The 15,114-nt window shown below is 59.2% G+C and carries 12 protein-coding genes; 3 read left to right on the top strand and 9 right to left on the bottom strand.

The features are described from left to right. Positions 1 to 68: 68 nt before the first annotated feature. The 3 genes from CKW16_RS04265 to CKW16_RS04275 all read right to left on the bottom strand — a co-directional run bounded on the left by CKW16_RS04265 (position 69) and on the right by CKW16_RS04275 (position 6,881). Positions 69 to 5,174, bottom strand: a complete 5,106-nt coding sequence (locus tag CKW16_RS04265) for an NEL-type E3 ubiquitin ligase domain-containing protein (protein WP_256580442.1) — start codon at positions 5,172 to 5,174, stop codon at positions 69 to 71. Between the two features lie 430 nt (positions 5,175 to 5,604). After that, on the bottom strand, positions 5,605 to 5,910 hold the full coding sequence (locus tag CKW16_RS04270) for a chaperone modulator CbpM (protein ID WP_095127355.1): 306 nt from the start codon (positions 5,908 to 5,910) through the stop codon (positions 5,605 to 5,607). 23 nt (positions 5,911 to 5,933) lie between these two features. After that, positions 5,934 to 6,881 carry a DnaJ C-terminal domain-containing protein gene (locus CKW16_RS04275; protein WP_095127356.1) on the bottom strand — a complete coding sequence of 316 codons (948 nt, stop codon included), beginning with the start codon at positions 6,879 to 6,881 and terminating at the stop codon, positions 5,934 to 5,936. A gap of 297 nt (positions 6,882 to 7,178) precedes the next feature. Between CKW16_RS04275 and CKW16_RS04280 the strand changes: the two genes are divergently transcribed. Next, positions 7,179 to 8,453: an Hsp70 family protein gene (locus tag CKW16_RS04280; RefSeq protein ID WP_076028828.1), complete on the top strand. Its 1,275-nt coding sequence runs from the start codon at positions 7,179 to 7,181 to the stop codon at positions 8,451 to 8,453. 131 nt (positions 8,454 to 8,584) lie between these two features. Here CKW16_RS04280 and CKW16_RS04285 read toward each other — a convergent pair whose 3' ends face one another. The 3 genes from CKW16_RS04285 to CKW16_RS04295 all read right to left on the bottom strand — a co-directional run bounded on the left by CKW16_RS04285 (position 8,585) and on the right by CKW16_RS04295 (position 11,039). Continuing rightward, entirely contained in the window at positions 8,585 to 9,598 is a 1,014-nt protein-coding gene (locus CKW16_RS04285) for an AI-2E family transporter (RefSeq protein ID WP_095127357.1), read from the bottom strand. Positions 9,599 to 9,874: 276 nt separating this feature from the next. Beyond that, a complete protein-coding gene (locus tag CKW16_RS04290; protein ID WP_095127358.1) occupies positions 9,875 to 10,180 on the bottom strand; it encodes a PsiF family protein in 306 nt (101 codons plus the stop codon). A 64-nt stretch (positions 10,181 to 10,244) separates the two neighbouring features. Beyond that, entirely contained in the window at positions 10,245 to 11,039 is a 795-nt protein-coding gene (locus CKW16_RS04295) for a helix-turn-helix transcriptional regulator (protein ID WP_176471516.1), read from the bottom strand. A gap of 96 nt (positions 11,040 to 11,135) precedes the next feature. On the opposite strand from CKW16_RS04295, the gene CKW16_RS04300 reads away from it, so the two are divergent. Then, positions 11,136 to 12,023, top strand: a complete 888-nt coding sequence (locus tag CKW16_RS04300; RefSeq protein WP_095127359.1) for a DMT family transporter — start codon at positions 11,136 to 11,138, stop codon at positions 12,021 to 12,023. Positions 12,024 to 12,118: 95 nt separating this feature from the next. Here CKW16_RS04300 and CKW16_RS04305 read toward each other — a convergent pair whose 3' ends face one another. The 3 genes from CKW16_RS04305 to CKW16_RS04315 form a co-directional block, all read right to left on the bottom strand. Next, entirely contained in the window at positions 12,119 to 13,009 is an 891-nt protein-coding gene (locus CKW16_RS04305; RefSeq protein WP_095127360.1) for a triacylglycerol lipase, read from the bottom strand. A 109-nt stretch (positions 13,010 to 13,118) separates the two neighbouring features. Beyond that, positions 13,119 to 13,424: a multidrug efflux SMR transporter gene (locus tag CKW16_RS04310; protein WP_095127361.1), complete on the bottom strand. Its 306-nt coding sequence runs from the start codon at positions 13,422 to 13,424 to the stop codon at positions 13,119 to 13,121. Continuing rightward, positions 13,424 to 14,062: an FMN-dependent NADH-azoreductase gene (locus CKW16_RS04315; RefSeq protein ID WP_095127362.1), complete on the bottom strand. Its 639-nt coding sequence runs from the start codon at positions 14,060 to 14,062 to the stop codon at positions 13,424 to 13,426. The genes CKW16_RS04310 and CKW16_RS04315 overlap by 1 nt, the downstream gene beginning before the upstream one ends. Before the next feature lie 121 nt (positions 14,063 to 14,183). Here CKW16_RS04315 and CKW16_RS04320 point away from each other — a divergent pair, with 121 nt between their 5' ends. After that, entirely contained in the window at positions 14,184 to 15,107 is a 924-nt protein-coding gene (locus CKW16_RS04320; RefSeq protein WP_095127363.1) for a LysR substrate-binding domain-containing protein, read from the top strand. Positions 15,108 to 15,114: the final 7 nt, after the last annotated feature.

Here is a 15,114-nt window from a genome sequence, read left to right on the forward strand (position 1 = left end):
TTTGCCTCTTGGGGGCTGCTCAGTAATGGATCAGAACGGCGTTTGCACCAGCTCTTGACGGTCGGATATCAGTTGCCCGGGGCAACCGTAAAAGGTATTTCAACCCGATTCAGCTTCGCCCGGTCCATGGCTTCCTGGGTCAGCTGCAACAGCAAGGCTTCACGCTCGGCCTTGATCGTTTCCAGCGCTTGGGCATAGGCCTCGTCGGTCATGATCTGGCCGGGGGCGAAGGCACTTTCCGGCTCACCAAGCTCAGCGGCCAGTACGCGGATTCGCTCTTTCAAACCAGCCTTTTCCTCCAGCGACAGAGTTGCGCTGTCGGCCCGTTCATCCAGGGCAACCTTGAACTCGGTGGTGGTAATGGTCTTGCGATCAATCGCCCTGAAGCGCGAGCCATTCAAGCGCTCGACGAAGGACTTCCAGAAAGGTTGCTCGGCAATCGAGTTACGCAGCAGGTCACCCTCCTCCAGCCCCAAAACCCGTTGATAGGCGCCCTCGATCATTTCGCTGGTGACGCCTGCGATCTTGCGAAACTGCATGCCGCGCGCCTGCCACGGCAGATCCAGCCGCTGCGCCAGGTCCGTCATGAAGGCCAGGTGAACCTCCACCTCATCGATGGTGCCTGTGACATTACGTGCGGCGTCCAAACGTCGGAATTGCTCACCCGCCGCCTCGCGCGCCACGATATGACGCTTGGCGATTCTCTCGACTTCATCCAGGCGCGACTTGCCCTTTGCCAGGCTCACCAGCTCAGCCTCGATCAAACCGTTATTGCCGAGCGCCAATGCTTCGTGGACCAGCACCTCCACACCCATGACGTTGAAAAGCTGTGTGGCGCCATCGACGCAGTTGGATCGCATGTTGGCCTCCCTGAAAAACTGCTCTCGTAATGGAGCGTTCTCAGCCATGGTGTCCAGCATTCGCCAGACCTTAGCCGTCAAATCGGCTCGATAGACCTTGCTGGCGGTGAAGTCGGCGGACTGGGTCAGGGCATTGAGTTCTTCAAAAAAATCCGTTGAGTTGAATTCATCCTCAACCGCGTTCCAGACCTCTTGCTTGCTGACCCAATCACGCCGGGTCAATCCTTCCTCCCACTGGATGCTGGTGCGCACACCCATGGGAGGGTAAGGACGCTCAGGGTCCATGCCCGCCGACCGAACATAGTCTTTGAGGCGTTCCAGATTTTCAGCTGACATCCACGCGGGCTCGCGACTGAGCCAGGTACGCCCCAACAGCTCTGCGCCCCACGTGCCCGGCGTAACGCGCGGAATGTCCGTCAACACGTTGTAACGCAGGTCCAGGAAAAAGTGCCTGAACCGTGGTCGGTCAAACAGCCCGGGCGGCCACGTGGTGGCCCCTGTATGAGTCAGCACCAGGGTATGCAAGTCAGGCATGAGACTGATGTTCGGTAACAACCCCAACGGGTTTTCACCCAGACGTAAACTGCTCAACAGGGTACGGTTTCTGAGCATCTCGCGATCGAGGATGTTAAGCACAATCCGGTTGCGCGTGAGATCCAGGTCTGTCAGGTGCGGCATATGGGCGATGCTCGATGGCAGCGACGTCAATTTGTTCCGCGCAAGGTCCAGCACGTGCACCTTGCGAAAGGAACGAAGAAAAGGTTGCTCGACATTCGATAGCCCGGTATTGCGTAACCACAGACGCGTGACGTGATCGAAGTTGGCCGCCAGTCGGGGCATACGATCGATGTGCATATGCAATTCAAAATTGCTCAGGTCCAATGTCTGCCCAAGAACCCTCCCACTCGCATCCAGGTGCCTTGGACCAGTACGCTGCCAACACTGCCTGATCTTTTTGGCGAGGGTATTCCTGGCTTCCACTTCGGCAAAACCGCTGGGGCTCAAACGAAAATCCCGGGTCGGCCCGTTCACCCAGCGCTTCAGGGCTGAAACCATCTGGTTGAATTCGATCTCAAGCGCCTGGACCTCTAGCCCAACCGAGGTATTTCGTTGGCGCAGGGTTTCAATAAACGCATCGAGTTCTGTATCTGTGAGGGTTGGGTAAAGGCTGCGCACGCGAAGCCGTGCATCCGACTCCCCGGAAACGCCTCGATAGCCGTCCATGCCTCCAGGCAGCTTCATTGTGTGCGGATCGTAAGCCGGTTTACGAATCGGATGCTCGAGCAACGTCGACGCGAACCGATCATGGCTCAGGGGTGAGCGCTGTATCGCAAACTTGAGCCGTGCGCCTTCGTGAATGCCATAGCCCAACGCGTTGCGTTGCGCATCCGGCAGGGCGTGCAAGACCGAAGCATAGAACTCATCGGCGCCGTGCAAATGCCGATCATCCGCGTCCCGCGTCTGGTAACGCCCGTCTTCCTCAAGAATCAGCACCTTGCGGATCGGCGCATTTTCCGGCCCCACGCTGGCGTGCAGTTTCCCGGCAAACCCCAGTTCGCGAATTTCGATCCGCACCTCATCGGACCATCCTGGCAGGCCGGCCAAGGAGCCCAGTTCGAGCCTGCGCGAGTCGGCACTGGCCAGCTCCTCAAAATAGAGGCCCTCATACGCACGGTTCAATCGCACCCGGTCACGCACCGCCCGGGCCTGTTGACGCAAGCGCAGCGAGAGACGCTGTTTTTCGCTCAGGTGTTGCAGATCGGCCGGCTCGGCATGCTCCAGCAGTTCCAGCGTAACGCTGGCCGGCAACTCAGGAACGTTATTGAGCACTCGTTGCACACGAGGGTCGCTGGAAACATCGCGGCCTTTGTAAAGTGCATCGAATACGGTTTTCTTGTGCTTCCCTGCCTGCACGACCAACTGCTTGCGTAGCGCATCAATACGCTCAGGTGTACCCACCGCGACCTCATCGCCGAGCAGGTCGCGAATCTCGGTTTCGTTCAGCGATTCAATGACTCGCTCGGGCAGCTTTCCGGCAGCCACTTCGGAACGACTGACCTTGATCGTCATCGGCTCGGATGCCGTTGCATTGCCGTGTTTGACGGAGGTCCCGGAACGATCCGACGCCTCGAAAACTTCCAGCGCCCGGTTCTCGGGCCAGCGCGGCAGTTCAACCGTGACCTCTGGCACAAAGCCAATCATCGTCTCTGGAATCTGGTTAGCCGCGATGTGCTGCGGGAATCGTTCAGCATCGGCATAGGTATTGAAGCGCAAGAAGGTATCGCGCAGCAGCGCGGGCGGGGTTTCATGCTCGACGTGCAACCGGCGCAGCAGGTTTTCGTCTACCCCGCTCACGTGTTGAATCATGCCTAACGTCTGCGCAGAGTATCCGTCGAGCGTGGTGTGCATGCGCTGCATCAACCGTTTCGCTTCCCACTCCAGCGGCCGCTCGGTCTCGACCTTCCAGGCACCGGTCTTGTTGTGCTCCACCACTGGTTTGTAGGCCGTGCGGCGCTGCGGATGTTCCAGTCGATGCTGACCCGTCACCGGGTCCTGGCTCACCTGATAGTTTTTTTCCTCCAGCCGCAGCCACTGCTTGCCGCCCTGTTCAATCAGGCCGATGTCGTTGGGCACGGCATTGGCCGGCAGCGCCACCGGGTGCGCATAAGGCCCGACGTCCGGTTTCCACAGGCGGGTCTTGCCTCCGGGCAGTTCCACCGGTTGCAGGCTGTCGATCAGCGCGCTGGGCTTGACCGCTGCGACGGCCCCCCGGGGCAGCACATGCCCGGCGCCCATCAGCGCCAATTGGGCAAAGTTGATCAGCACCCCGTTGATGTGCGCCCCGGCCTCCTCCCGGTCGCCCTTGCTCCAGTCTTCGATACCCTCCAGCAGCTCATCGGCGATCTGCGCGACCATCACCCCCAACAGGACTTCACCCACGCCCGGGATCAGCATCCCGACGAAGTTGAAAATGTTCCAGCCAATGTCCAGATAGCTGGTCAGGCGTTTCCAGCGCGTGGTGGCATCCTCATCGCCGGTCGGCACCGCGATCACGCGCGCATCGGCGATGGCTTTATTGCGTTTGTCGACATACAGCCATTGCCACAAGTCCCCGCCAATCAGGTTGGTGATGGGCTCTGCGGTCGGGTTTTCGACTGCGGTTTCCCGCCACCAGGGGCCCATGTCCAACGGCTCGCGTTGTTGCCAGACAACACGCGTCAGCCGCTCTTTGACCCGGGCGAAGAATTTGCCCTTGTCCTTTTGCCTCACGAAGCGACTGAAAAACGCTTGATACTCCGTATCGCGCAGCTGGCTCAGCAGCTCTTTCATGAAGTCGGCGAGGGAGTTGTACTCTTTCAGCGGGTGCAGCGGATCGTCCGGCACGTAGGCAATCACCGGTCCATCCAGTCGGCTTTGCTGATAGATATCTTCGCGGCGCAGCATGTCCTCATGCACACCGGCAGGGCCGTTGGCCAGGAACGACTGCAGCAGTTTGTATGCGTCGTAAGTACTACCCGTCAGCGCCGGCATGCGTTGCGACCAGTCGCTCCAGAACTTCAGACCGTCGGGCGTCAAGCCGTCGACCAACGACTTGAGCCTGGACGGCTGGCTCACCGCACTGAACAACACGATGCCGTGCAACGTGAAACCCATCAGCGAGAGCCGATGCCGGTGCAGTGGCTGACCATGAAAGGTGATATCGCTTTTGCCATCACGCACCTGTTGAAGTTTGCCGTAGGCATACTCGCTGATATCTTTTTTCAAATAAGCCATCAGCGCGTCCAGATTAAAGGACGCTTTCTGCGCGGCCAGCGCATGCTCTTCCAATAACTGCCGGGCCTTTGGATCAGCCGGCAACAGAATGCTTTTTATATGGGTTTGATACTGTGCCCCCAGATCCAGGCGCCGACACAGCGTGGCGATTTTTTGGGTGGTCATTGTTGCTTCAAATTTCAACTCTCCTTTGAAGTTCCTCGAATACACACCGGAACCGGTCCTGAAATGATCTTCAGCGGTTTCCGGCTCTTCGAAGTTATGCAATGCCGCCTCCAGCAGCGTGGATTCGCGCAGATAGCTGGCGCCACGGTCGATCGCCAGGAGAATCTTGTCCGGCACATACAACTTCACCGTCAGTTGGCTGACGTCGACACGGGTGTTGAAATTCGACCTGATGAGCGTGGACAGCAAGGGTTTGGCGAACGCCTGAATGTCCTGTTGCAGGCTTTTCAGCGGGCCATCGACCTTCGCTTGCAAGCGCCAGCGCTCCTCGACCAGTTGCGAGAGGTAGCGCCGATTGAGGCTGGACGCGCTCATGTACCAATCGGGAAAAATTGTATTTAAATCATTTAAACCGTCCAGTGATAACAGTCGACTCACCGGCGCTTCTGTTATGGCGCTGGGCAGTGCCTGGACAATACGTTCGTGGTGAGAGCCTTTATGGATAACTGGATTGACCAACTCTTGCCCAACACTTTCCAACCCTTTTAATTCAGACATTATGTAACAACCAAAGTAACGATAGGAGTGATCAGCTTAAGCGCCACCCCCTGAAATAAAAGACTAAAAAACTGCTGGGCCGACGGCCATTCAATAGCGTGATTGTTCAACTATTAAAGAGTTAAACATACATATATAACACCCTTGTTTTGATGCCGGGAGACCGCGTTATCCTTCATCGCGAGCTTGCTCCGGGCGGCGTTCCGACGATAGCGGCCTCAAAAGCACCACAAAAGCATCAGAACAATTACTCGACGATCAACCGAGCCAACCGCTGCTTGAGCATGCGGTTCTCGGCCCGCAGTTGCTGCACTTCTTCCAGCAGGTCCAGCGCCAGGGCGACGCCTTCCCATTCCAGCTCCAGATCGTGCCGCAGCTTGGCGGCACGTTTGGCCAGTGCCAGCTCATAATCGTTGAAACGCCAATCCTTGGGCTGCTTGCCCTGAGGTTCGAGGATGCCGTGTTCGACGATTTCGATCACGTAGACGTCCGACAAATCGGTCGCCTCACAGAATTCTGCCATGTCCAGTTGAACGATCAGGGGGTTGCTCATGATGGGCTACTCCGTCTCTTGGATCAGAAGTGTTCTCTGGGGTTGAAAGCCGCTTTTTTCGCCAGTTCCTGCCACAGCGCCTTGACCTCGTCGTCCGAGGTTTTAGGCATGACGGCCTTGAGTTGTACAAACAGATAACCGCGATGACCGGCCTTGTTCAGCAACCCGTGGCCCTTGGCGCGCATGCGCTGGCCGTTCTGGCTGCCGGCCGGAACCTTGAGGTTGATCTTGCCTGTCAGTGTAGGCACTGCCACCTCTGTACCCAATGCCAACTCCCACGGAGCCAGCGGCAAGGTAATGATCAGGTTCTCGCCTTCGACGTCGAACTTGGGGTGCGGCGCAAAGCGAATGATCAAGAACAAGTCGCCATTGGCCCCGCCACCAGTGCCTGGTGCACCCTGGCCCTTGAGGCGGATGCGCTCGCCGTCGGCCACGCCGGCCGGGATCTTCACGTTCAGGCTTTTGCTGGTGTTGCTGACATGCTGGCCGGCAGCGTTGTACTGCGGCACCTGGAAGGTGACCTTCTTCGATTCGTTCGAAAGGGTTTCTTCCAGAAAAATCCCGAGTTCCATTTCCACGTCTTGCCCTCGACGTCCGGCGCTACGGCCAGACTGTCCACCACCAAAACCAGGGCCACGGTTGCCGAAGATCGAACTGAAGAAGTCCGAAAAATCGCCTGTGTCCTGACCACCACCGAAACCGCCTGCGCCACGACCCTGCCAACCCGGCGGGCCCTGGAACGGTTGGCCGTGCTGGCCGTATTTGCGCAAGTCGTCGTATTCGGCGCGCTTGTCGGCGCTTTTCAGCGCCTCATAGGCTTCCGAGGCGTCTTTGAATTTGGACTCGGCGTCCTTTTCCTTGCTGACGTCCGGGTGATACTTGCGCGCCAGCTTGCGATAGGCGGCCTTGATCGCCTTATCGTCCGCGGTCGGTTCCACACCGAGAATCTTGTAATAGTCTTTGAAGTCCATCTAAGGATCACCATCCGTTATCGATATCGCGCCACCACCGGCAGCATGCGCTTATAGGCAGCCGCGAGGTTGACCGATCTCAAGGTTGTGACCGGGCAGCGCATCAGAAGTTTATCGGCAGCGGTGGGCAGTTCTTGCGACCGCCAAATGGCTGCCAGGGTCGATGCAGACAAGTTTGGGGCATCGGGCCAGCTTATCAAGGCGCTATTCGTGGTGATTTAGCAGATAGTCGGCCTTCGAATCTGCGCCGCACTGACATACACTGCGCGGCCGTTTTTTAACCGGAACTCGAAAGACATGAAAAACGCATCTCCAGCCCGTGCCTGTGGTATCGACTTCGGCACGTCCAACTCCACCGTCGGCTGGCTGCGCCCCGGCATGGAAACGCTGATCGCGCTGGAGGACGACAAGATCACCCTGCCTTCGGTGGTCTTCTTCAACATGGAAGAACGCCGCCCGGTGTACGGCCGCCTCGCGCTGCACGAGTACCTGGAAGGCTATGAAGGCCGGTTGATGCGCTCGCTCAAGAGCCTGCTGGGCTCCAAGCTGATCAAGCACGACACCAGCGTTCTGGGCACGGCGATGCCGTTCAAGGACCTGCTCGGTTTATTCATCGGCCAGCTGAAGAAGCGCGCCGAAACTGCCGCCGGTCGGGAGTTCGATGAAGTGGTGCTCGGCCGTCCGGTGTTCTTCGTCGACGACGATGAGTTGGCCGACCAGGAAGCCGAAAACACTCTGGTGGACGTGGCCCGCGCCATCGGTTTCAAGGATGTTTCATTCCAGTACGAACCGATTGCGGCGGCCTTCGACTATGAGTCGACCATCGAAAAAGAAGAGCTGGTACTGATCGTCGACATCGGCGGTGGTACGTCAGACTTCTCGCTGGTACGCCTGTCCCCTGAACGCCGCACCCACGACAACCGTCACGACGACATCCTCGCCACCGGCGGCGTGCACATCGGCGGGACCGATTTCGACAAGCAACTGAGCCTGCAAGGCCTGATGCCGCTGTTCGGCTACGGCAGCCGGATGAAGAGCGGCGCTTACATGCCGACCAGCCACCACATGAACCTGGCGACCTGGCACACCATCAACTCGGTGTACTCGCAAAAGTCCACCCTGGCGCTGGGCAGCATGCGCTACGACATCGAAGACACCGGCGGCATCGATCGCCTGTTCAAGCTGATCGACCAGCGCGCCGGCCATTGGCTGGCCATGGAAGTGGAAGAAACCAAGATCCAGTTGACCCATGCCGACAGCCGCCATGTGCCGCTGGACCGCATCGAACCGGGTTTGAGCGTGGAGTTGAGCCGGGCACTGTTCGAATCGGCCATCGACAACTTGCTGGAGCGCGTGCGCAACAGCGTGACCCAGCTGTTGAACGACGCCAACGTGCGGGTCGATCAGGTGGATACGGTGTTTTTCACAGGGGGCTCGAGCGGAATTCCGGCACTGCGCAACAGCGTCTCGGCGATGTTGCCGAATGCGCGGCATGTGGAAGGAAACATCTTCGGCAGCATCGGCAGTGGCTTGGCGATTGAAGCGATGAAGCGCTACGGCACGATGGATTGATCCTGCTGTGATCGTTCCCACGCTCTGCGTGGGAATGCCGCCATGGACGCTCTGCGTCCGCTGTTGAAGCTGTGACGCGGAGCGTCACGGGATGCATTCCCACGCAGAGCGTGGGAACGATCGGGTGGTCGTTAAACCATCCCCACTTGCTTCAACTCACTCTTCAGGTACGCGTAATAAATCGGCCCTGCCACCACCCCCGGCAGGCCGAACGCGGCCTCGAACACCAGCATCGCCAGCAGCAACTCCCACGACTTGGCACTGATCTGCCCGCCAACAATGCGCGCGTTGAGAAAGTATTCGAGCTTGTGGATAACAATCAGGTAACCCAGCGCCGCCACGGCCACCCAGATCGACAGCGACAGACCGACGATGGTGATCAGGGTGTTCGACATCAGGTTGCCGATCACCGGCAGCAGGCCGAGCAGGAACGTCAGTACGATCAGGGTTTTGGTCAGCGGCAGCTTGATCCCGAACATCGGCAGGACCACCGCCAGGAAAATCCCGGTGAAGAAGGTGTTGAGCAGGGAAATCTTGATCTGGGCGAACACAATGTTGCGAAACGCCTGGACCAGCAGGTGCAAGCGGTCGAACAGCGCGGCGGCCAATGGCTTGCGCTTGGTCACGTCCGGCACGCGCTGCAAGGCAATGATCGCCCCCAGCACCATGCCGATCAACAGCGTCACAAACATGTGCGCCGCGTCCTTGCCCACCAGCTGCAAGTCGCTGAGGTGCTTGCTCACCCACTCGCCAATCGCCACGCGGAACTCGGCGGCGCTGGCGGGCAGATAGGCGTCGATGAACGGCGGCAGTTGCCCGCGCGCCCGATCAACCACACCCATGAATTTGTCGAGAGAAGCGCCGGGGTTTTCCGCTTCATGCAGCAGAAAGCTGAAGGCACCGGCAAAGATCAGCGACAACACACTGACCACCAGCGTCCCCAACAACGCCACCGCCAGCCAGCGCGCACGCCGACCTTCGATCAGCCGCTGCAATTGCGGGGTGAGCATGTTGACCAGTTCGAACACCAGCAGCCCGGCCAGCAAACTCGGCAGTAATCGCAGCGGGATCACCAGCAACAATCCACCAAAGATGATGACCCAACTGATTGACAACAAGACTTGGCGTTGAGAAAACGTTGGCATACAGCCTCAAAACGAACGGCGTAAAAGGATTGGCAGTCTGCCAGCGTTCCGATGCCAGCACTAGGGATTGTGTAGGTCGACCTTAGTGGGGGCGCTGGCGACTTTTTGCAGTGCCCTTCCCGGCCCCTTCGCGAGCAAGCCCGCTCCCACATTAGACCGAGTTCTTCCAGATGGAATGCGGTCGAATGTGGGAGCGGCGGTGCGACGATTCGACTTGCTCGCGAAGGGGACCTCACAGCCCCACAAATCTCCCGGCTCCACCCATGACCACGTTGTTTATTTTTTCTTCAGGCAATCACTCATGAAGGTTTGGCGCGCATCGCCCTTGAGCGCCTGAGTGGCGGCATCGGCGTTGCAGGTTTTCATTTTCTCTTGCTGAGGCGTCAGGGGTTTAGCGGCATCGGCGGCGGGTGCAGCTTTGAGGCAGTTGCTCATGAAAGCTTTGCGTTCATCTCCCTTTAGGCTTTTCGCGGTAGCGTCAGCATTGCAGGTGGTCATCTTGTTCTGTTGCTCGGTGGCGGCAAAACCCTGGGCGCAGAACAGCAAACCGATCATCAACAAAGGGACACGCAACATCTTCATGGAGTTTTCTCCTTGTTGCCGCACCGACGAGCACGGCCTCGCTCTGGAGTGTAGACAACACCTGTTACACCTTCCTGGTCTCAAGGTGACTGCGTCGATACTGTTCCGGCGTGCACTCCGCCTGGCGTTGAAACATCGCGATAAACGCTGATCCGGTGCTGTAGCCCATGTCGAACGCGATCTCCTGGATGCTGCGATGGCTGTCCAGCGCTTCGATCGCCGCCAGAAACCGCAACCGCTGCCGCCACTCACCAAAACTCATGCCCAACTCATGCACGAACCGCCGCGCCAGGGTGCGTTCGCTGACATGGATCTGCGCAGCCCACTCCGCCAAGGGCCGGTTATCACCGGGCTCGGCCTGCAAGGCTTCGAGTATCCCGAGCAAGCCGGGGCTGCTGGCGTAGGGCAAATAGCACTCGTGGATGGGCGCCTGTTGCAGCTGATCCACCAACACCTGAGCCAGACGTTTGTCAGCGTCGTGCTTGGGAATCTTCACATCGCGCGCGGCAAAGTCTTTGAGGATCGCCTTGAGGATGTCGCTGATGGCCAGGGTGCAGGCCTGTTGCGGCAGGTCCTGGCACATCGGCGGAGCCAGGCAGACCGCGCGATAGTTGATCGGCTGATGGCTATAGAAGCTGTGCTCGGTCTGCGGAGGCACCCACACCGCGTATTGCGGCGGTGACATGAAGCGGCTGCCGCCGATTTCCATGTGCAATACGCCGTGGGCCGAATACTCCAGCGTGCCCCATGGATGACGGTGCGCCGAGGCATAACGATGCGCATCAAAGTCGGCATAACGGAAATACACCGGGGCAGGCAGTTCGCTGAAGTCGAGCAGATCGATGTGTTTACTGTTCATGCTGTCCGTCATCAGGGGCAGGTTGTCTGGATCGAAGTATAGGCTTGTATCCAGACAGGCGATAATCACCCCTCATTAACGTTCTGGTTTTCTCTGATGCAATACGCTTATCCCCTGCTGGCCATTTTCATTTGGGCCGGCAACACCGTGATCACCAAGATGTCGGCCGGGGCGATCTTCCCCGCCGAGATCGGCTTTTACCGCTGGCTGCTTGCCGGGCTGCTGTTCACACCCTTCATGCTCAAACCGGTGATCACCCATTGGCCAGCGATCCGCCCGAACCTGGGCAAGATTTTTGTGCTCGGCGTGCTCGGCATGGCGGTTTACCAGAGCCTGGCGTACTTCGCAGCGAGTCTGACCTCGGCCACCAACATGGGGATCATCCTGTCGCTGATGCCACTGATGTCGCTGGCCATGGCGATCATTAGCCTCGGCCAGCGCCTGACCATCGGGGCCCTGGCCGGTGCGGTGCTGTCGTTCGCAGGGGTTTTGGTGGTCGTCTCCTCCGGCAGCCTTGGTGCGCTGCTTGAACACGGGGTGAACCTGGGTGACGCGATGATGCTGATCGCCACCCTGGCCTACGCGATCTACAGCACGCTGCTGAAAAAGTGGCAGCTGCGTTTGCCGCCGCTGGTGTTGCTGTACTTGCAGGTATGGGTGGCGGTGGTGGTGCTGTTTCCGATGTTCCTCGCTTCACCGAAGATCGGCCCGACGCTGCAGAACACTCCGCTGGTGCTTTACGCCTGCCTGCTGGCCTCGATGGTTGCGCCATTGGCGTGGATGCAGGCTGTGGTGCGCCTGGGCCCGAGCCGGACCACGCTGTTTTTCAATCTGCTGCCGTTGATTACTGCGCTGATTGCGGCGGTGGTGCTGCATGAGCAGCTGGCGATGTATCACTTGGTGGGCGGGGTGTTGACGCTGGGTGGGGTGATTCTTTCCGAGCGCTGGACAACTGTGTTGGGCCGTAAGGTCAGGGTTGCCTGATCTGACGCCTTCGCGGGCAAGCCTTGCTCCTACAGGGTTGGTGATACCTGTAGGAGCAAGGCTTGCCCGCGAAGAACGATTACTCGGTCTGGAGGCTAAACCCCGGCAGCTTTCAGCCGCGCCGCATGCTCGACAAACAACCGGACCGGCTCCGCGCCCTTGCCCACCAAACCCAACGACTGATTGACGATATCGAAGTGATCCATCGGATACTCGTCACCAATCACTGTCCCCAGATGCGAGCTGTAACGCCCAACCATCCCGTCGCAATGCCCGACCTCCCGAACGAAGGTTCTGGCAAACAACCGACAACTGCGGTTGGTCCCATCAAACAGGTTTCGCCCGCGATTGGTCTTGCCCGGCTGCAAAGTCCCGGACCAAGAGTAATACCGCACGCCATTGACCTCTTCCGGTCCATGCCCGCCCCAGGTTTCAGGCAAGCCCTGTGGATAACGCTGGTTGAACAGCGCCACGCCTTCCGTCGTCAGTGAATGATGGGAGGCATGGATATCCACCGGCAATTTCGGTCCGCGATAACCGGTTTCCAGCAGGCTCATCAGCGCACTGATCCAGCGCAGAAAAACGCTGAGCAAACGCCCCTTGGCGCTGTCTCCCGGATAGTGTTTGTGCAGGTAATCCGCCAGCTCCGAACCGTGATTGGGCCCTGCCACCGACGTCACCGACGCCACCCGATCCGGGCGTTTGGCGGCGGCGTAACGGGCGGTGAGCGAGCCCTGGCTATGGCCGATCAGGTTGACCTTCTCGGCCCCGGTCTCCCGCAGAATCTCCTCGATCCGCGCCAGCAACTGCTCGCCACGTACCTCGTTTGAATTGAGCGGCGAGACCTGCACCGCAATCACCGTCGCCCCACCCCGGCGCAACGCCGAGATGATCCCGTACCAATACGGATAGATCAGCAGACGGATAAACCCGAGCATTCCCGGGACCAGCACCAACGGGTAACGCGTGGCGGAACCTTGCGACATGGGCGAACGTCCTTGTGATCGGTGAGGTGGCGCAAGGCTGAATGCAAGACATCAGCCAAGCATCGGCATCGAAGATGACAACTCAACGACCAGTCTATGACATCGCGCCCTACTTCAGCCCCACCACCCCCGCCACGATCAATCCGACCGACACCAGTTTGACCGCCGTCAGGCTTTCGCCGAGCAACGCAAACCCGAGAAACACCGTGCCCAGCGAACCGATGGCAGTCCAGATCGGGTAGGCGATGCTCACCGGCAACTCGCGCATGGACAAGGTCAGGAAGTAAATCCCGGCCAGCGCCGCCACGACGGTGATCAGCGACGGCCAGAGCCGAGTAAAGCCTTCCGAGTACTTCATGCTCATGGCGAAAGTGATTTCGAACCCGGCGGCGATCAACAAAAAAAACCAAGCCATTAAAACTCCCCTGCCAGCGCCAGCAGACGCTGTTCTGCCTCGGCGGCGCTGAGCTGAAAAGTCCGCTCGGCGGACTCTTCACCCTCAGCAGCGACCACCGTGATGTCGGTGATACCGATGAAACCCAGCGCCGTGCGCAACAATGGATCGGCGTGGTTCATGGCTTCCAGCTCACCGCCCGGTCCGAAACCGAACCCGCCGCGGCTGGTGACAATCAGGGCTTTTTTGCCCTGTACCAACGGCTGGTACTGCGCAACGCCATTGTCCAGGGTGTGATTGAAGGTCAGCCCGAGCCGCACGATCTGATCTATCCAGGCCTTGAGGCCGCTGGGTACGCTGAAGTTATGCATGGGCGTGGAAATCACCAGCAGATCGTGGCCGAGCAATTCCCCCACCAGCTCATCGCTGAACGCCAGGTCGGCCTGCATCGACAGCGGCCGCGCCTCGGGCTCAGGGTAAAACGCCGCCGCAACAAAAGCCTCGTTGACCGGCGGAATCAATGCCCGACCGACTTCACGACGGGTCAACTGCGACTGCGGGTGACGGGCCTGCCAGGCCGACAAAAACACCTCGGCCAAGCGCCGGGAGTGGGAACGTTCGCCACGGGGGCTGGCGTGAATCGCAAGAACTGTGCTCATCTGAGCCTCCTGAAGGACTACACTCGAATTGTTTATGGCTCTTAGCTTGAGGCTCGTAGCCGCCTTCCTTCAAATGAGCAAAAGTCATTCAGGATGAATTTATTTCACCCATGGAGTTCCCATGTTCGCCTCGCTGCCGCTAACCGCTTTGCGCGCCTTCGAATCCGCCTCTCGCTTACTGAGCTTCAAGGCCGCCGCCGAAGAACTCTCGGTGACACCCACAGCGATTTCCCATCAGATTCGCTCGCTGGAAAACTGGCTCGGTATCGCGCTGTTCGAGCGATTGCCGCGACAAGTGCGCCTCACTGACGGAGGCGAACGCCTGTTCCAGAGTCTGCACGGCGCCTTGCTGGAAGTGGCACAAAGCGTCGATACCCTGCGCCCGCAGCGCAGTGGCGCGAGCTTGACGGTCTCCACCATCGCCGCCTTCGCCGCACTGTGGTTGGTGCCGCGACTGGGGCGCTTCTATGCGCGGCATCCGAACATCAGCCTGCGACTCGACACCCATTGCGACGTCATCGATTTGCATCAGGACGCCAGCGTCGATCTGGTGGTGCGCTACACACAAGGCGACTACCCGAACCTTTATGGGTTGTGTCTGTTCGACGAATCCTTCGGCGTCTATGGCTCTCCCGAACAGGTGGCCCTGGCGACCAGACGAGTGCCGACGTTGATTAGCGTTCGCTGGTGCAATTCAAAATTTTACGCATACGATTGGGAGGCCTGGTGCGTGAAGTCCGGCGAAACCTGGCTGGCCGGGCAACCGGTGGTGCGTGAATACGACGAAGAGCATTACGCCCTGCAAGCGGCGATTGCCGGGCAAGGCCTGGTGCTGGCGAGCAATATTCTGGTGTCCGAGAGCGTGGCCAGTGGTTTGTTGGTGGCGTACAAGGGTGAGGTTCAGGTCGATGGTGCCGGTTACGCTGCACTGTGCGTGCCGGGGCGCGAACGGCATCCGCCGGTCCGGGCGTTTTTTGCGTGGTTGCAGGAAGAAGCAGCGTTGTCAGGGCTATTGCCAAGATCGCGGCCTTCGGCACCTGACTGATCGCTCC

Source organism: Pseudomonas sp. Irchel s3h14 (assembly GCF_900187425.1).
Lineage (GTDB): Bacteria > Pseudomonadota > Gammaproteobacteria > Pseudomonadales > Pseudomonadaceae > Aquipseudomonas.